General features: G+C 71.9%; 15 protein-coding genes. 6 read left to right on the forward strand and 9 right to left on the reverse strand.

Translation table 11 applies throughout. The features are described 5' to 3' along the window. The 3 genes from ACZ4VI_RS04515 to ACZ4VI_RS04525 form a co-directional block, all read right to left on the reverse strand. Positions 1-2,475 carry a protein kinase domain-containing protein gene (locus ACZ4VI_RS04515; protein ID WP_467996531.1) on the reverse strand — a complete coding sequence of 825 codons (2,475 nt, stop codon included), beginning with the start codon at positions 2,473-2,475 and terminating at the stop codon, positions 1-3. Then, positions 2,472-3,320, reverse strand: coding sequence for a hypothetical protein (locus ACZ4VI_RS04520; RefSeq protein ID WP_467996533.1), 849 nt, complete (start codon positions 3,318-3,320; stop codon positions 2,472-2,474). The genes ACZ4VI_RS04515 and ACZ4VI_RS04520 overlap by 4 nt, the downstream gene beginning before the upstream one ends. A gap of 85 nt (positions 3,321-3,405) precedes the next feature. Beyond that, on the reverse strand, positions 3,406-3,816 hold the full coding sequence (locus ACZ4VI_RS04525) for a winged helix-turn-helix transcriptional regulator (protein ID WP_467996535.1): 411 nt from the start codon (positions 3,814-3,816) through the stop codon (positions 3,406-3,408). Between the two features lie 97 nt (positions 3,817-3,913). Here ACZ4VI_RS04525 and ACZ4VI_RS04530 point away from each other — a divergent pair, with 97 nt between their 5' ends. Together ACZ4VI_RS04530 and rarD are read left to right on the forward strand one after the other, a co-directional pair. Beyond that, positions 3,914-4,774, forward strand: coding sequence for an NAD(P)H-binding protein (locus ACZ4VI_RS04530; RefSeq protein WP_467996537.1), 861 nt, complete (start codon positions 3,914-3,916; stop codon positions 4,772-4,774). 143 nt (positions 4,775-4,917) lie between these two features. Further along, on the forward strand, positions 4,918-6,012 hold the full coding sequence (rarD, locus tag ACZ4VI_RS04535) for an EamA family transporter RarD (protein ID WP_467996539.1): 1,095 nt from the start codon (positions 4,918-4,920) through the stop codon (positions 6,010-6,012). A 118-nt stretch (positions 6,013-6,130) separates the two neighbouring features. Here rarD and ACZ4VI_RS04540 read toward each other — a convergent pair whose 3' ends face one another. Further along, a complete protein-coding gene (locus ACZ4VI_RS04540; RefSeq protein ID WP_467996541.1) occupies positions 6,131-6,541 on the reverse strand; it encodes an SRPBCC family protein in 411 nt (136 codons plus the stop codon). Further along, the gene (locus ACZ4VI_RS04545; protein ID WP_467997256.1) at positions 6,538-7,146 is read right to left on the reverse strand and encodes a CGNR zinc finger domain-containing protein; all 609 of its coding nucleotides are present in this window, start codon (positions 7,144-7,146) and stop codon (positions 6,538-6,540) included. The genes ACZ4VI_RS04540 and ACZ4VI_RS04545 overlap by 4 nt, the downstream gene beginning before the upstream one ends. A gap of 24 nt (positions 7,147-7,170) precedes the next feature. Here ACZ4VI_RS04545 and ACZ4VI_RS04550 point away from each other — a divergent pair, with 24 nt between their 5' ends. Next, positions 7,171-7,626, forward strand: coding sequence for a VOC family protein (locus tag ACZ4VI_RS04550; protein ID WP_467996543.1), 456 nt, complete (start codon positions 7,171-7,173; stop codon positions 7,624-7,626). A 5-nt stretch (positions 7,627-7,631) separates the two neighbouring features. On the opposite strand, the gene ACZ4VI_RS04555 is transcribed toward ACZ4VI_RS04550, so the two are convergent. Continuing rightward, positions 7,632-8,132, reverse strand: a complete 501-nt coding sequence (locus tag ACZ4VI_RS04555; RefSeq protein WP_467996545.1) for a DUF1203 domain-containing protein — start codon at positions 8,130-8,132, stop codon at positions 7,632-7,634. 460 nt (positions 8,133-8,592) lie between these two features. Between ACZ4VI_RS04555 and ACZ4VI_RS04560 the strand changes: the two genes are divergently transcribed. Both ACZ4VI_RS04560 and ACZ4VI_RS04565 read left to right on the forward strand, forming a co-directional pair. Next, positions 8,593-9,372, forward strand: a complete 780-nt coding sequence (locus tag ACZ4VI_RS04560; protein ID WP_467996547.1) for a HEAT repeat domain-containing protein — start codon at positions 8,593-8,595, stop codon at positions 9,370-9,372. A gap of 170 nt (positions 9,373-9,542) precedes the next feature. Continuing rightward, positions 9,543-10,853, forward strand: coding sequence for a M28 family peptidase (locus tag ACZ4VI_RS04565; RefSeq protein ID WP_467996549.1), 1,311 nt, complete (start codon positions 9,543-9,545; stop codon positions 10,851-10,853). 75 nt (positions 10,854-10,928) lie between these two features. Here the strand turns inward: ACZ4VI_RS04565 and ACZ4VI_RS04570 are convergent, their stop codons facing one another. Next, a complete protein-coding gene (locus ACZ4VI_RS04570) occupies positions 10,929-12,125 on the reverse strand; it encodes a LolA family protein (protein ID WP_467996550.1) in 1,197 nt (398 codons plus the stop codon). A gap of 117 nt (positions 12,126-12,242) precedes the next feature. Beyond that, the gene (locus tag ACZ4VI_RS04575; RefSeq protein WP_467996552.1) at positions 12,243-13,253 is read right to left on the reverse strand and encodes a polyprenyl synthetase family protein; all 1,011 of its coding nucleotides are present in this window, start codon (positions 13,251-13,253) and stop codon (positions 12,243-12,245) included. A gap of 251 nt (positions 13,254-13,504) precedes the next feature. On the opposite strand from ACZ4VI_RS04575, the gene ACZ4VI_RS04580 reads away from it, so the two are divergent. After that, the gene (locus ACZ4VI_RS04580; RefSeq protein WP_467996554.1) at positions 13,505-15,502 is read left to right on the forward strand and encodes a CocE/NonD family hydrolase; all 1,998 of its coding nucleotides are present in this window, start codon (positions 13,505-13,507) and stop codon (positions 15,500-15,502) included. A gap of 54 nt (positions 15,503-15,556) precedes the next feature. Here ACZ4VI_RS04580 and ACZ4VI_RS04585 read toward each other — a convergent pair whose 3' ends face one another. Continuing rightward, positions 15,557-16,807, reverse strand: a complete 1,251-nt coding sequence (locus ACZ4VI_RS04585; protein WP_467996556.1) for an LPXTG cell wall anchor domain-containing protein — start codon at positions 16,805-16,807, stop codon at positions 15,557-15,559. Positions 16,808-16,964 lie beyond the last annotated feature (157 nt).

Genomic DNA, 16,964 nt, shown 5'->3' on the forward strand with positions numbered 1-16,964 from the left:
TCAGATCCGTCTGTTCTTCGGCGGCCCGGCGGGCGCGAACTCCAGGGGTTTGTAGCGGCCGTTCTCGACCACGTACATGAAGGTGCCGACCGCGTCCGAGCGCAGCTGGCCGGTCTGGGGATCGAAGAGATAGCTGCCCATGACGCCCTGGTACTGCACCTTGCGCAGAAGGGTCGCGAGGGTGGTGCGGTCGGGACGCTTCCCGGCCTTGGCGATCTTCTCCACCTCCTGGAGCAGAAGGTTGACCACGTCGAAGGACTCGCCCGTGTAGAAGGCGGGGGCCGCGCCGTACCGCTTGCGGTGCGCGGCGACGAAGGGCGAGGCCTCCTTGACGGTCGTGGGGTCGACGACCGGGGCGCCGAGCACCCAGCCCTCCGCGGCGGCCCCTGCCTCGGCCAGGAACCGGGGCTCGAACACGTGCTGGCCGGTGATCTTCATGCCGGTGAAGCCGAGTTCGTCGAGCGCCCGGGCGGCGAGGACGGCGCTCGGGGTGAGGCCGCAGTGGACGTACGCGTCCATGCCCTCCGCCATCATGGCGCCGAGTACACGCTTGTAGTCGGTGGTGCTCGCGGGCACGACGCGGGGAACGAGGCGGACTTTGACCCTCCGGAAGACGAAGTTCGCGCCGCCGATGTACTGCCAGGCGTAGGTGTCGTCGGTGCGTTCCTGGAGGAGGCCCGGCCGGATGCTCCCGGTCTTGGTCAGGACGTAGTAGGCGAGGGAGGTGCCCGCGATGGCGTGCTGAGGGCAGGCCTGCAGCACCGAGAGCCCTTGGCCTGCGCCCGTGTTGGCCAGCAGGTTCAGCCCGGCCGAGACCGTGATGAGGGGCACGAGCGCTTCGTCGTACGCGGGGAGCGCGGCAAGTCCCGTGTAGTCGGAGGTCGGGCCGAGGACGCCGAGGACGTCGGGGTCGCCGGTGAGGACGCGGGCCGCCGCCAGCGCCCGGTTCTTGTCCCCGGCGTCGTCGGAGACCTTGAGTTCGAGTGTGAAGGGCTTGTCCTTACGGGAGTTGAACTGCTCGACCGCGAGGCGGGCGCCGCGTTCCTGCGCGCGGCCGATGTCCTTGGCGGGGCCGGTCAGGTCCGCCTGGACGCCGATGACCCAGCGCCTTTTCTTCGGCGGCGGGGCGGCCTTCCGGTCCTTGCCGTCGTCGCGCAGGGCGGCCCAGGCGGCGAGGGAGCCGGTGGTGGCGAGGGCGGCTGCCCCTGACGCCAGGAGCAGGAACTTCCTTCTGCTGGGCGCGGGTTGATCGCCTCTGTCCGTTGCGCCGAGCTGGGTGGCCTCGATCTCGGGCAGGGCGAGCATCGCGGCCGAGCGTTCGGCGATGGTCCGGACGACGGGGGCGGGCAGCCAGTCGGCGGCGGCGCCCGGGGTGTCCTCCGTGAGGCGGGCGGCGACCTCCTCGGCGGTGGGCCGGTCGGCGGGGTCCTTGGCGAGACAGGACCGCACGAGGTCGAGGAGTCCGGTCGGTCCGTCCGGTACGCCTGGTACGCCGTCGAGGTCGGGCTCGTCGTGGACGGTGCGGTACAGCAGGGCGTCGACGGCTCCCGTACCGAAGGGCGGGCGGCCGGTCGCGGCGTGGGCGACGAGGCAGCCGAGGGCGAAGACGTCGCTGGGCGGGCCGATCTCGGCGGCGCGGGCCTCGGCCTGCTCGGGGGCGAGGAAGCCGGGGGTGCCGACGACCATGTCGGTGGAGGTGAGCGCGGTCTCCCCGGTCGTCCGGGCGATGCCGAAGTCGATGAGGCGGGGGCCGTCGACGGCGAGGAGGACGTTGCCGGGCTTCACGTCCCGGTGCACGAGACCGGCCTCGTGCACGGCGGCGAGCGCGCGGGCGAGCGCGCCGCCGAGGATCCGTACGCTCCGCTCCGGCAGGGGACCGTGCGCGGCGACCGCCTCGCCGAGGGACGGCCCGGGGACGAAGGCGGTCGCCATCCACGGCTCGGGCGCGTCCGGGTCGGCACCCGTGACGGGGACGGCCCAGGGGCTGGAGACCCGGCGGGCGGCCTCGACCTCGCGGCAGAAGCGGGCGCGGAAGTCGGCCTGGTCGGCGTGGCCGGCGTGGGTCACCTTCACGGCGGCGAGCTCGCCGTTGCCCGTACGCCCGAGGTACACCACACCCATGCCACCGGCCCCGAGGCGCCCGAGGAGCCGGTATCCGGCGAGGGAGGAGGGGAGGAGCGGGTGGGGGGCGGCGGGGTGGGGTGGTGCGGGCTGGGGTGGTGCGGGCTGGGTGCCGGCCTGGGGTGGTGCGGGCTGGGCGCCGGGCTCATGCGCAGGCTCGGGATCGGGCTGGGCGCCGGGCTGAGGAGCCGGCGCGGGATCGGGCTGGGCGCCGGGCTCGGGTGCGGGCTGGGCGCCGGGCTCGGGTGCGGGCTGGGCGCCCGACTCGGGTGCGGGCTCGTGAGCTGCCGTGGGATCGGGCTGGGCGCCGGGCTCATGCGCAGGCTCGGGATCGGGCTGGGCGGTGGGGCTCATGGCTGGACCTCCAGCTCGTCCTCGGCGCGACCGAGCATGGCGACAAGGGCGTGGATCTGCGCGTTGTCGGTCTCCTTGGCGGCGTGGCCCGGCGCACCCTTGACGACGGCGGCGACGGTGACCTGTCCGACGCGGGACTGGTTCCAGGAGTACGTCTGCTCACCCTCGACGGAGTCGTTGACGTACGTCCCCGCCTCGCGGAGCGAATCCACGGCGCTGTAGTTGCCGCCGACGCCGAAGGGGCTGCCGAGGGACATCACGCCGCTGATCCGCTCCCCGTCGCGCAGCCGCTGGTCGGGGCAGCGGAGCGCCTCCTCCAGCGTCTGGGCCATCTCCCAGTCGGCGTCCGCCTCGGTGCGATGGACGGTGACGGTGGCCGAGACCCGCAGCACTCCCTTGCCGGCCCGGGCGGGGATCTCGCTGTAGGCGGTGACGCTGTAGAGCACGGACGCCGGGCGCGTGCCGGTCTCCCACGTGCACTGTTCGCTGAGGACGGGCCAGTAGTCGTCGGGGCTGAGGTGCGGGCTGCGCTCGACGTAGTCCGAGCCCCAGGAGGCGGGGCGGGCGACGACCGCGAGGGCGAGCCGTTTGGCGTCGGCCTCGTTCTTCGGGGCGCGCTTCGGGTCCGGGGTGAAGTCGAGCCCGGTGGGCCTGGGAGTGGGCGTGGGAGCGGGCGGCCTGGTCGGGCTTCCGGTCGGCGGGGCCTTCGGGGTCGAACTCCCCTTCCCCTGAGGCGGTTTGCCGTCGTCGCCCGAACCGGAGCCCGAACAACCCGTCAGGATCAGCCCGCACGCCAGTAACCCCCCGCAGGCGCGCAGCACTCTTCGGTACCCGTACGTCGTCACACAATCCCCCACGCACGCTCACACAATCCCCGAGTGGTGAGCAGATCGTACGACGCGCGGGGCCCAACACGCCCCGGTTACAACATCATTGGGATGATTCCGCGACGGTCTCGCGACGCGCCTCGTCGTAGCGGGCGCGGGCCTCCTGGACCGCCGGGACCCGGGCGTCGGTCCAGCGAGCCAGCTCCGAGACCTGCCGGGCGGCCTCTTCGCCCAGTTCGGTGAGGCTGTAGTCGACGCGGGGCGGGATGACCGGCTTGGCGTCGCGGTGGACGAAGCCGTCACGCTCCAGGGTCTGGAGCGTCTGCGTCAGCATCTTCTCGCTGACCCCGCCGACCCTGCGGCGCAGCTCGCTGAAGCGGTACGAACGCTCCCGCAGCGCGATCAGGATCAGGACGCCCCACCGGCTGGTGACGTGCTCCAGGACGAGCCGGGACGGGCACATGGCTCCATCGACGTCCGCCAGCAGGCTCGGCGGCCTCTCACTTACTCCCATGCCAGTACCTTACTTCAAAGTGGGTACTTTCAAAAGGTTAGCGCCGACCGTACGGTGAGTGCACCGCCCATCGCACCCCACGGAAGCAGGAACCACCATGAGCATCGTCGTCACCGGAGCCACCGGACAGCTCGGCCGTCTCGTCGTCGACGAGCTGCTGAACCGGGTCCCCGCCGAGTCCGTCGTCGCCGTCGTCCGCGACAAGGCGAAGGCCGCCGGCCTCGCCGAGCGCGGCGTCGAGCTGCGGATCGCCGACTACAGCAGGCCCGAGACCCTCGCGGACGCCTTCGAGGCCGGCGACCGGGTGCTGCTGATCTCCGGCAGCGAGGTCGGGCAGCGCGTGGCCCAGCACGCCGCCGTGATCGACGCGGCCAAGGCCGCGGGCGTCGCCCAGCTCGCGTACACCGGCATCCTCGGCGGCCCGGAGGCCGACTTCGACCTGGCCGCCGAGCACAAGGTCACGGAGCAGCTCATCCTCGACTCCGGCCTGCCGTACACGTTCCTGCGCAACGGCTGGTACACCGAGAACTACACCGCGAACCTCGCCCCCGTCCTCGCCCACGGCGCCGTCGTCTCCAACGCCGGCGAGGGCCGGGTCGCCTCCGCCACCCGCGCCGACTACGCCGCCGCGGCAGCCGCCGTCCTGGCCGGCCCGGTCGAGGAGCACGTGAACACGGCGTACGAGCTGAGCGGCGACGTCACCTGGTCGCTGGCCGAGTACGCGGCCGAGGTCGCCCGCCAGACCGGCAAGGAGATCGCGTACAGCAACGTCCCGGCGGAGACGCACGAGGAGATCCTGACCGGCGCCGGCGTCCCGCCGCTCTTCGCCGCGATCCTCGTGGACGTCGACAAGGCCATCGAGCGCGGGGCGCTCGCCCGGCAGACCGGCGACCTGTCGCGCCTCATCGGCCGCCCGACCACGCCGCTCGCCGACACGGTCGCGGACGCCCTCGCCTGAGACCGTCGCCCGAGGCCGTCGCCCGAGACCCTCGCCTGAGACCGTCGCCGAACGGTAATGACCGTATCGCGATACGGGCATGACAGCCTGCCCTGTGCGGCGCTACCTTCGTCAGGACGGCGCGGCGCGGGGCAGGAGGTTCGGTGAAGACGGACAACGAGGGACGAGCAGGTCTCCTCTACGGGATCGGTGCCTACGGAATGTGGGGACTGGTCCCGCTCTTCTGGCCGCTCCTGATGCCGGCCGGGGCGGTCGAGATCCTCGCCCACCGGATGGTGTGGTCCCTGGGCTTCGTCGTCGTCGCGCTCCTCGCGCTGCGCCGCTGGGGCTGGATACGCGACCTGGTGCGCAGCCCGCGCAAGCTCGGCCTGATCACGCTGGCCGCGGCGGTCATCACCGTCAACTGGGGCGTCTACATCTGGGCGGTCAACGCCGGCCAGGTCGTCGAGGCGTCCCTCGGCTACTTCATCAACCCGCTCGTCACCATCGCCCTGGGCGTCCTCCTCCTCAAGGAGCGGCTTCGGCCCGCGCAGTGGGTGGCGGTGGGCGTCGCCGCCACGGCCGTCCTCGTGCTCTCCATCGGGTACGGGCGTCCACCGTGGATCTCGCTGATCCTGGCCTTCTCGTTCGGCGTCTACGGCCTGGTGAAGAAGAAGGTCAACATCGGGGGCCTGGAGTCGCTGGCGGCCGAGACCGCGATCCAGTTCCTGCCGGCCCTCGCCTATCTGCTGTGGCTCGGTACGCAGGGCACGGCCACCTTCGGTGCCGAGGGCGCCGGGCACGCGGCGCTGCTCGCCGCGACCGGCGTGGTGACGGCCGTACCGCTGATCTGCTTCGGCGCGGCGGCGATCCGCGTACCGCTGTCGACGCTGGGGCTGCTGCAGTACCTGGCGCCGATGTTCCAGTTCGGCCTGGGTGTCCTGTACTTCCACGAGGCGATGCCGCCCGAGCGCTGGGCGGGCTTCTCGCTGGTGTGGCTGGCCCTGACCATCCTGACGTGGGACGCGCTGCGGACGGCCCGGCGGAGCAGGGCGGAACTGGCAGCGGCGGAGCGCGCGGCGACGGAGGCGGCGACCGCCGCGTCAGGGGCGGAGGCTGCGTCGGCAGGGTCGGCGACCGCCGGCTCGGAGGCCGTCGCGGCGCCCCCGCGCGGCGCTGCCGCGACCGGGATGCCCACCAAGGGGTCCGTGCCCACGACCGCCTCCACCCCGTCCGCCCAGCCGGCGCAGCCGGCGTAGTCCGCCCGGCCCGCCGCCGACGGCCCGGCCCGCGCCGGCCCGCACGCCACCCGGGGCGGGACACGGACTGGGCCCGCCCGAAGCGGAACACGGGCCCGCCGGGAGCGGGGACTGGCGCCTACCCCACCAGCGCCGCCTCCACCTCCCCCATCACGCGCTTCCAGTGCGCCCGCTGCCGCTCGCGCTCCTCCGCGTCGGCCATTCGCTCCTGATGGAAGCGGAGTACGGACTTGCCGTCGCCGGCTGCCGAGACGGCGACCTGGAGCGTCGTCGTCCCGTACGTGAGCCGGACGCGGTCGCCGGGCCGGTAGCTGCGCACCTCACCGAACTCGTACGACGCGCCCTTCTCCGTGGGCAGTTCGACCCCCGGCCCGAGCCAGAGCGCCACCCCCTCCGGGCTGACGATGAAGTCCCAGACGGCCTCGACGGGCAGGGGCAGGGTCTTGGAGACGCCGATCTCCCACCCGGCGTCCTGGGTCAGTCCAGCGGTCGGTCCCGGGGTCGGTCCCGGGGTCGGTCCCTTGGTCACGATGCCTCTCCCTCCGTGTGTGTACGGGCCCGGTGCGCCCGCACCTTGTGCCGGTTGCCGCACCGCTCCATCGCGCACCAACGGCGGCGCCCGGGGCGGGAGGTGTCCACGAACAGCAGGGCGCAGTCGTCGGCGCCGCATTCGCGGATCCGGTCGGCGTGGGGGCCGGTGAACAGCTCGATCGCGTCGCGGGCGACGGTCGAGAGCAGCGCGGTCGCGGTGGCGCCCGGGGCCCAGCCGCGCGTCCCGTCGGCGGACATGCGCGGGACGAGCGGGGGCCGGGCGGCGGCCTCGTTGACGAGCGCGAGGTCCTCCGGCGCGTAGGCGTGCCCGTACGCGCGGGCCCGAGCGAGCCCCCACAGGGCGTCCCGCACCTCCCGTACGCGCGCCAGCTCGCCCGCCATCACGGTCACATCGAGATCGGGCCCGAGCCGGCACCGCCGGACCCAGTCGAGGAGCCCCTCCGGCGCGTCGAGAACCTCGAACCGCGCGGCCACGGGCCCCGGCCCACCCGTGAGCAGCAGCTCCAGGCAGAGCGCGCCCGCGTCGAAGCGGAAGCGCTGGCCGTCGGGGTGAACGAGGATCATTCCCGTTGTGTCCTGCATCACGTAACCAGTATAAGTGGTTACATGACACCACTCCACTGGAAACTCGTGATCGACACCGCCGACCCGCACGCCCAGGCCGCGTTCTGGGCCGCCGCCCTGGGCTATGTCGACGAGGACCACAACGCCCTCGTCGAGCGCCTCCTCGCCGCCGGCGCGGCGCCGCCCGAGCTGACGATCACGCTCCCGGACGGCCGCCGCGGCTGGCGCGATCTGGCCGCTGTCCGCCATCCGGACGACCCGTACGAGGAGCAGTCGGGCGCCGGCCTCGGCCGCCGCATCCTCTTCCAGCGGGTCCCGGAGCCGAAGACCGTCAAGAACCGCCTCCACCTCGACCTCCACCCGGGCCCGGACACGCGCGACGCGGAGGTCGCCCGCCTGGAGTCACTCGGCGCCTCGGCCCTGCGTCGGGTGTCGGAGCACGGGAGTACGTGGGTGGTGATGACGGACCCGGAGGGCAACGAGTTCTGCGTGCAGTAGCCCACTCAGGCGCGCCGGACCTCGAACTGGAAGCAGCCGTACTCCACGGCCCTGACGTGCACGAGCGCGACGCGCGGGTCCGCAAAGGCCTCCGCGAAGCCCTTGTCGAAGCCCGCGGTCGCCACGTCCGGGATCTCCAGGAGACGCCCGCCGACGATCCGGCCCTGGGCGTCGTAGCGCCGGAGGGTCCGCAGGGCGCCGGGCCGGTCGAAGGGGTACGACTCCGGGTCGCCCGCGGGCCCGCCGCACTCCTCGGCATGGATGAAGACCGGCCCCTGCTCGTCGTACGCCCCGGGCTCGGCCCCGGTCGCGGCCGCCCATCGCCGCAGCGGCGCGTACGAGACGAGGGCGATCCGCTCCCCCGGCTCGAACACCCGCAGACAGCAACGCAGCGGGCTGCCACCGTCGGTGGCGGTGTACGGCACACAGGGCTGCCCGGCGTCATCCAGAACCCGGAGTTCGGCGAGCGCGGCGGGCTCGATGGCGCGTGCGGTGTAGGTCGTCATGCCTCCACCGTCCCGCCCGCCCACCGCACCCCGCTGGCGGAATTCGGACCTGGCGTTCAGGCCGCGAGGGCCCAGGCTCGGGCCCGCGTCGAGGGCGGGCGCGATGCGGTGGGACGCGACATAATGGCCCACCGCCTCACCGCTCTGCTGCCGCCGCCCCTACCCGCCCGGCCGCCGACCCCCGCCCCCCTCCAGACCTGCGACGCCTGCGACCGCGCTTGCAGATCCCCCGAACCAGGCCGCTGCCGCGACTGCCGCGACTCCGGGCACAGCCCGAGGGAGGCGGCCTGAGGTGGAGGGCAACCCGCGCTACGCGCCGCGTGCAGTGCAAGGACTTCTGTTACGGCGAGGACGTGACCATCGCCGACTGGGCGATCTCGACGCAGGGCCTGCCCGGCTACCCGTAGCCGCCCCGCAAACCCGTTGCGGCCGGGGCCGCGTGGGCGCGAGCGTGAGGGGCATGGCCACCTTTCTTCATCTCACCCCCGCCGCGAACGCCCCGCGCATCCGGCGCGGGGGGATCAGGGCCCTCAGCCATGACCGGGGCGTGTACCTGTTTCCCGTACTGCCGTCGTACGCGCTCACCCATCAGTGGCTCCGCGAGCTGTCCCGGCGGCCCGGGCCGCGGGACTTCGTCGGGGTGTATGTCCGGGTGCCGGACGGGGAGTTGGTCACCCTCGGGCGGTACAGCGAGCGGGAGCCGGCCGAGGTGACGGCGGCCGAGGCCGTGCGGCGGGTGCGGGCGCTGGACGATCCGCGTGGGTGGGAGGTGTTCCTGCCCCGGGCCGTCGCACGCGGTGAGGTGCGGCGCGTCAGCGGTGTGCGGCAGGTCAACGGGTGGCGGTACTTCCCCGATGCACACGGTGTCACACCCTGCACCTGCTACGGGTGCCGGGTGCGCGGAGAGTACGGGTCACAGCGGCTGCGCCGGCGCCGGCCGCACCCCATGGACGGGCCGCCGCCCGCGCCCCGGGTGCTGCTCGCGCGTCTCGAGGCGGCCGAGGCCGAGGGGGACGCCGTCGCGTTGTGCGAGGCGCTGCACTGGTACGCGTTGCGGGGGCGCGGGCCGCTGGGGCGGCTGGCGCGGCTCGCCGGGCACCCTGACCCCACCGTGCGTGTCGCGCTCGTCGAGGCCGTCGGGTACTGGGACCGGCCCGGAGTCGGTGATCTGGTACGGGAGTTGAGCCGCGATGCCCACGACGACGTCCGGGAATCCGCCCAGGACGCCCTTGTCCGGTGAGCGAACCGACCTGACCGGTTTCCGCTCTTGACGGGGAGTCAAATTCTCGCCGAACATTCAGCCCACGCACCACCCAGCACCCCGCACAGCTCCAGCGCCCCGTGGCACAGCCGCCCCGGGGCGTCTCGCACGTTTCCGTCCCATCCCCGTTCGGAATCCGGAGCCCCCACATGCACCTCTCCGTTCCCAGACGTGCCATGGCCCTCGGAGCCGTCGCCGCGCTCGCCCTCGCCGGGTTCGCCGGCGTCCCCGCGACCGCCGCGCCCGCCGCGACCACCGCCATCGCCGCGCCCGACGTACCGCTCGCCAACGTCAAGCAGCACCTCACCGACCTCCAGGCCATAGCCAACGCCAACGGCGGCAACCGCGCCCATGGCCGTACCGGTTACAAGGCGTCCGTCGACTTCGTGAAGGCCAAGCTGGACGCGGCCGGATTCACCACCACCGTCCAGCAGTTCACCTACAACGGCACCACCGGCTACAACGTCATCGCCGACTGGCCCGGCGGCGACCCCAACCAGGTCCTCATGGCCGGCGCGCACCTCGACTCCGTCTCCTCCGGCGCCGGCATCAACGACAACGGCTCGGGGTCCGCCGCCATTCTGGAGACCGCGCTCGCCGTCTCCCGGGCCGGCCTCCAGCCCACGAAGCATCTGCGCTTCGGCTGGTGGGGAGCGGAGGAGCTCGGGCTCGTCGGGTCGAAGTACTACGTCAACCAGCTGCCCAGCACCGAGCGTTCGAAGTTCTCCGGGTATCTGAACTTCGACATGATCGGGTCGCCCAACCCCGGTTACTTCGTCTACGACGACGACCCCACCATCGAGCAGACCTTCAAGAGCTACTTCGCCGGCCTCGGCGTCCCCACCGAGATCGAGACCGAGGGCGACGGCCGCTCCGACCATGCCTCGTTCAAGAACGTCGGCATCCCCGTTGGTGGTCTCTTCACCGGCGCCAGCCGCGTGAAGACCAGCGCCCAGGTGCAGAAGTGGGGCGGTACGGCCACGGCCTTCGACCGCTGCTACCACTCCTCCTGCGACACGACCGCGAACATCAACGACACGGCCCTCGACCGCAACAGCGACGCCGTCGCCCACGCGATCTGGACCCTGTCGGCCGGTACGACCACGCCTCCCGGGCCGGTCTTCGAGAACACTGCCGACGTCGCCATCCCGGACAACGGCGCGGCCGTGACCTCCACCGTCGACGTCACCGGCGTCACCGGCAACGCGCCCGCGACCCTCAAGGTCGGCGTCGACATCGTCCACACCTGGCGCGGCGACCTCGTCGTCGACCTGGTGGCGCCCGACGGCTCGGTCTACAACCTCAAGCCGTTCTCGTCCTCCGACTCCGCGGACAACGTCCAGACCATCTACACGGTCAACGCGTCCACCGAGGTCGCCAACGGCGCCTGGAAGCTGCGTGTCCAGGACAAGGCCGCGCAGGACACCGGGTACATCAACAGCTTCAAGCTCACGTTCTAGACACCACAAGAACGCCCGGGTGGGTCGGTGACCATCGCCCCCGACCCACCCGGGGTCCCAATCCGCCGTACGTCGTTACTTCGCGGCGTTCGCCGCGTCCACCAGCGCGTCCTTCGTGACCGCGCCTGCGTAGACCTTGCCGTCGTCCGTCATCAGCACGTTCACGATCTTCGTCTTGAAGACGGTGCCCGAGCCGAACTTTCCGGTGACCTTGTCCCCCAGCGCGTCCAGGAAGCCCTGGACCTCCTTCGGGGCCTCGTCCGTCTTCGGGGCCGCGGCGCCGGTGTCGAACGTCGCGATCGCCGTCCAGCCCTCGCCGATGACGTTCGGACCGTCCGCGCCCGAGCCCTTGCCGTCAGGGCCCATGCCGCCGAAGAGGCCCTCCAGGCCGCCGAACTCCTTCCCGAAGTCCTCCAGCTCCTTCTCGTGCCCCTTCCCGAAGTCCTCGGGCGCGTCCGAGCCCTCGGTCACCTTCGCGCCCTTCGGCGCCGTGAAGTCGAACGTCGAGGCCGCCGGCCTGCCGAAGTCGACCTTCGTGAAGCCCGCGTCGACGACCGGCTTGCCGCCCTCCACCGACGCCAGCGTGAACTTCAGCGGCGTTCCGGTCTTCGCGTCCACGGCGATCTTCACCGACTCGACCATCGAGCCGCTCTGCTTCGGCTTGATCACCAGCTGGTACGCGTCCCGGCCGGCCACCGTCGCCGTCCCGCCCACCGTGATCGACGTGGTGTCGCCGGCCGCCTTCAGGACCTCGTCCGCGAGCTCCTTCGGGGTGCCGGGCAACTCGCTGTCCGGCGCAGGGCCGTCGGAGGCGCCCTTCTCGTGGAACACCTCGTTCGACCTGCTGTCGTACGCCCACACGTCGTCGCCGTTGTGGATCAGGCTGTACTCGTCCGAGCCGTCCAGGATCGTCAGCTTCTGCTTCTCCGGGCCGTCCGCCGCCACCCGCAGGGTGTGCGTGCCCGAGACCAGCTGCGTCAGCCGCTCCTGCGGGTCCACGGACGACGAGCCGCCGGACGACTCACCGCCCGCGAAGCTGTCGGCGAGGCCCGCCACCGACGGCAGCCCCAGGTCCGTGCTCACCTTGAACGTGCCGGACAGTGTCTGGGTGTCCGACGCCGCGATCTTCTCGATCAGCTGCTGTGCCGTGATCTCCGGCAGGTCGGGGTCGCCGGACGCCGCCAGTGCCGGTACGAGTCCGATGGTCGCCGCGGCCACTCCGGCCACCGCGAACGGGACGACGTAGCGGCTCGCCTTACGGGTCTCTGCCATGGTCTGTCCTTACCTCCGTGGTCGATGACTCCATCTGACCAAAGCGGCGGCACGGAATCGTCAGACTCCGGACTCAACCTCGCGTACTGCTCTGGGATGACACACCCTTAGGGCCCCTTAGCCCGCGCGGTGGACCACCGCGTCGCAGAGCTCCTCCAGGGCCGCCTTCGCGTACCCCTCGGGCAGCGGCGCCAGCATCGCGCGCGCCTCCTCGGCGAACCGCACCGTGTCCCGCCGGGCCTGCTCCAGGGCCGGGTGGACGCGCAGCCGCCGCAGGACCTCCGCGTGCCGGGCGTCGTCCGTCAGGTCGCCGTCGATCAGCTCGACCAGCTCCACGTCCTCGGGGCGCCCGTGGGCCGCCGCGGCGGCCCGCAGGTGGAGGACCGGAAGGGTCGGGATGCCCTCCCTGAGGTCCGTGCCCGGGGTCTTGCCGGACTCGTGGGAGTCGGAGGCGATGTCGAGGACGTCGTCGGCGAGCTGGAAGGCGACGCCGAGCCGCTCTCCGTACTGCGTCAGGATGTCGACGACGCTCTCGTCCGCGCCGGACATCATCGCGCCGAAGCGGCAGGAGACGGCGACGAGCGAGCCGGTCTTGCCGCCGAGGACGTCCAGGTAGTGCTCGACCGGGTCGCGGTCGCCCTGCGGTCCTGCCGTCTCCAGGATCTGTCCGGTGACGAGGCGTTCGAACGCCTCGGACTGGATGCGGACGGCCTCGGGTCCGAGGTCCGCCAGCGTGTGCGAGGCGCGGGCGAAGAGGAAGTCACCCGTCAGGACGGCGATGGAGTTCCCCCATCGGGTGTTCGCGCTGTCGACGCCGCGCCGCACGTCCGCCTCGTCCATGACGTCGTCGTGGTAGAGCGTCGCCAGGTGGGTGAGCTCGACGACGACGGCCGAGGGCACGACTCCGGGCGCGTAGGGGTCGCCGAACTGGGCGGCGAGCATCACGAGCAGCGGCCGGAACCGCTTGCCGCCTGCCAGGACGAGATGCTGCGCGGCCTCCGTGATGAACGGGATCCCGCTCTTGGTGGCGTCGAGGAGCCCTGCCTCCACGGCCGCCAATCCGGTCTGGACATCGGCCTCAAGAGCCTGGTCCCGCACGCTAAGACCGAACGGCCCGACGACGGTCACGAGGGGGTCTCCTGTCTGCTGACGCCTGCTGCCACTGCCGACGATCACTCGGATTGTCGATGTGTCGCTCGATTCACTCAAGTCAGCGTATCCGGTCGCCTTTCGATCACCATGGGCGCCTTCCCGCCACCACCGGTATGTTCTTGATCAGCTGATACGACCAGAAATCGGCGTTTTATACGTGAACGGAGCCCTCGCCGTCGCCGCGCCGCACCATGCACCCCGTCCACTGAGGCCCGTGGAGACCCGTCATGCGCATCCGTACCGAGTTCCCGTACGAGACGACCCACGAGGATGTCCGGATCCCGCTCCCGGACGGCACGCGGCTGTACGCCCGGATCTGGCGGCCGGTCACCGACGCGCCCGTCCCCGCGCTCCTGGAGTACCTCCCGTACCGCCTCACCGACTGGACCGCGCCCCGCGACTGGCAGCGCCACCCCTGGTACGCCGGGCACGGCTACGCCTCCGTACGGGTCGACGTGCGCGGGCACGGCAACAGCGAGGGGCTGCCGGGCGACGAGTACGACCCCGTCGAGCTGGCCGACGGCGTGGCGGTGGTGAACTGGCTCGCCGAGCAGTCCTGGTGCACCGGGAAGGTCGGCATGTTCGGGATCTCCTGGGGCGGCTTCAACGCGCTGCAGATCGCCGCCCTCGCCCCCGAGCCGCTGAAGGCGATCGTCACCGTCTGTTCGAGCGACGACCGCTACGACAACGACGTCCACTACATGGGCGGCTCCGTCCTCGCCGTGGACATGCACGCCTGGGCCGCGACCATGCTGGCCTTCGTGTGCCGGCCGCCCGACCCGCGGTACGCGGGCGAGGAGTGGCGGGAGCTGTGGCTGCGGCGCCTGGAGACCGTGGAGCCGCTCGTCCACACCTGGCTCGCCCACCAGACGCGGGACGCGTACTGGCAGCACGGCAGCGTCTGCGAGGACTACAAGTCCATCCGCTCTGCCGTCCTCGCCGTCGGCGGCTGGCACGACCCCTACCGCGACACCGTGCTGCGGCTCGTGGAGCACCTCCCCCAGGACCGGGTGCGCGGGATCATCGGACCGTGGTGCCACCAGTACCCGGACCGCGGCCTTCCGCCGGGCCCGGCGATCGGCTTCCTCCAGGAGACGCTGCGCTGGTGGGACCACCACCTCAAGGGCGCCGACAACGACGTCATGGCCGAGCCGCTGCTGCGCTCCTGGATCAGCGAGTCGCACCCTCCGGCGACGGTGTACGAGGAGCTGCCGGGCCGCTGGGTCGCCGACCCCGCCTGGCCGTCCCCGAACGTCACCCCCGTCACGTACGCCCTCAAGGGCGAGCCGGCCGTCGTCGACTCCCCGCAGCAGACGGGCCTGGACGCGGGGCGCTTCATCCCGTTCGGCAACGACGCCGACCTGCCGCCCGACCAGCGCGACGAGGACGCCCACTCGGCCTGCTTCGACTTCCCCGTGCCGGAGGACGGAGCGCCGATCGAGATCCTGGGCCGGCCGCGGGTGAGCCTCACCCTGACCACCCCCGCCCCGACCGGCCAGGTGATCGCCCGCCTCTGCGACATCGCCCCGGACGGCTCCTCGACCCTGGTGACCCGGGGCGTACTGAACTTCTCCGCCCGCTACGGCCGCGACCGGGCCGTGGAGGCGCAGATCGGGGAGACCGAGGACGTCGTCTTCGAACTGAACGGCATCGGCCACACCTTCCCGCCCGGCCACGGGGTGCGCCTCGCGGTCTCCTCCGCGTACTGGCCGTGGATCTGGCCGCAGCCGGACGCGGGCGGCTTCACGCTCGACCCGCTCACCTCCTACCTCACCCTGCCGGTCCGCCGCCACACGCACGACGCGGTCGAGTGGCAGCCCCCTGAGCAGTCCGAGCCGCTGGGCGTGGTGATCCCGGCGACCCTGGACGAGCCCCGCCCGGAACGCCTGGTGGTACGGGACGTGGCCAAGGGCGAATGGCGGCTCGAAGTGGACCCCCGGTACGGAGGTACGCGGGTCTATCCGGACGGCCTGGAATACACCGAGGACGCGCTGGAGACGTACACGATCGTCGAGGACGATCCGCTGTCGGCCCGCACCCGCTCGGACTGGTCGATCCGGCTGCACCGGCCGGAGATGGCGTGGGACGTGACGATCGATGCGCGCTCGGAGATCTCCTGCGACGCGGAGGTATTCATGACGTCGAACGAGGTCGTCTGCAAGGAGGGCGGCGAAGTCCTCTTCCACCGGACATGGGAAAAGCGAATTCCGCGCACGGCGGGATGAACGGACAAACGCGAAAGGGCCCGCACCCCTCAGGGTGCGGGCCCCTTGTCGGGGTTACGCGTCGGCGCCGGCCTTGCGGCGGCGGACGACGAACATCGCGCCGGCGCCGAGGGCGACGGCCGCGGCGCCCGCGAGGGCGATCTGCGGCATGACGTCGCTGGAACCGGTCTTGGCGAGCGAGCCGCTGCTCGTCACCGGCGTGGTGGAGGTGCCGCCCTGCGGGGTGGTGCCGCCCGTGGAGCCCGTGTCCTTGCCCGGGGCGGGCTTGTCGCCCTTCTTGGCCTCGATCACGAACTCGAGGATGTCGGCCTCCTCACCGAAACCGCAGGAGCCGTCGCTGTTGTCGTAGCCGCCCGCGGAGACGACCGCGGCCTGGCCGGCCGGCGCCTTGGCGTCGACGGTGAGGCGCAGCTTGATGTCGGCCTTGGCGCCCGGCTTCATCGCGCCGACGGAGATGACGCCGAACGCGTCGTCAAGGGGCTCCCACTTCGAGCCGCCGACGGACCACTTCAGGTCCAGGTACGGCTCCTTGCCCTCCTCGCCGGACTCGGTGAAGGCAGAGGCGAAGGCGCTGACCTCGTCGAGCTGCTGGCCCGTGCCGTTGGTGAACTTCAGAGTGAAGTCACCGCTCGTGCCGGCGACGATCTTCTTCGGACCGCTCAGGTCGAGCTTCAGGGTCTCGCTGACGTCCTTGCAGTCCTCGTGCGGGCCCTCCTCCTCGGCCTCTTCGAGCGCCTTCTCGGCGGCCTTGAGGGCCTTGAGGGCGCCCTCCTTGGCGACGCGCAGGCGCTCGCTCTCGGCAGCGGCGGCGACGCGGGCGTCTTCGAGGGCCTTGTGGGCCGTCTTCAGCGCCTCGTCGGCGGTCGTCTTGGCGGTGGCGGCCGTGGCCGCCTTCGTCTTCGCCTCGTCGAGGGCCGTCTGCGCGGCGGTCTTCTCCTCGTCCGTGGTGGCGGCGTCCAGCTTGGCCTGGGCCTCCTCGACGGCCTTGTCCGCCGCCGTCTTGTCGGTGGCGGCCTTCTCCGCGGCCTTCTTCGCCTCGGCGAGAGTGACCTGAAGCGGGTGGTCGGCCTTGTCGAGCGCGTCGATGGCCTTCTGGGAGGCGTCGAACGCGACCACGGCGGCGTCGTACGCCTTCTGCGCGGCGGCGACCGCGAGCTTCAGCTGCTCGATCGTCGGCTTCTGTTCCTGCGTCTGCGCGGGCGCCGTCGGCTTCGTGTCGGCGAACGCCGGGGCGGCCGAGAGGAAGACGACCGGGGTCGTCACGGCGGCGGCCACGGCCGTCGCGAGAATGCGGCGAATCTTCAAGGTGGACCTTTTTCTGATCATGAGCGGTCGGTGAAGACGAAGAAAAAAGAAAGGGGTCGCGCCTGCGGGGACTTCACGCGGCGCGACGTTGCCGAGATCGTATGACCGGGATAAGGGCCTGGAAAAGAGCGAATTGAACGCGCTCAGTCATACGCCT

The organism is Streptomyces sp. NPDC029169, from assembly GCF_055563935.1.

Bases quoted from the DNA above. Each gene is read 5' to 3' on its own strand.
- ACZ4VI_RS04515 (WP_467996531.1), bottom strand. From the start codon at position 2,475: ATGAGCCCCACCGCCCAGCCCGATCCCGAGCCTGCGCATGAGCCCGGC.
- ACZ4VI_RS04525 (WP_467996535.1), bottom strand. From the start codon at position 3,816: ATGGGAGTAAGTGAGAGGCCGCCGAGCCTGCTGGCGGACGTCGATGGA.
- ACZ4VI_RS04530 (WP_467996537.1), top strand. From the start codon at position 3,914: ATGAGCATCGTCGTCACCGGAGCCACCGGACAGCTCGGCCGTCTCGTC.
- ACZ4VI_RS04545 (WP_467997256.1), bottom strand. From the start codon at position 7,146: ATGCAGGACACAACGGGAATGATCCTCGTTCACCCCGACGGCCAGCGC.
- ACZ4VI_RS04550 (WP_467996543.1), top strand. From the start codon at position 7,171: ATGACACCACTCCACTGGAAACTCGTGATCGACACCGCCGACCCGCAC.
- ACZ4VI_RS04555 (WP_467996545.1), bottom strand. From the start codon at position 8,132: ATGACGACCTACACCGCACGCGCCATCGAGCCCGCCGCGCTCGCCGAA.
- ACZ4VI_RS04560 (WP_467996547.1), top strand. From the start codon at position 8,593: ATGGCCACCTTTCTTCATCTCACCCCCGCCGCGAACGCCCCGCGCATC.
- ACZ4VI_RS04565 (WP_467996549.1), top strand. From the start codon at position 9,543: ATGCACCTCTCCGTTCCCAGACGTGCCATGGCCCTCGGAGCCGTCGCC.
- ACZ4VI_RS04570 (WP_467996550.1), bottom strand. From the start codon at position 12,125: ATGGCAGAGACCCGTAAGGCGAGCCGCTACGTCGTCCCGTTCGCGGTG.
- ACZ4VI_RS04580 (WP_467996554.1), top strand. From the start codon at position 13,505: ATGCGCATCCGTACCGAGTTCCCGTACGAGACGACCCACGAGGATGTC.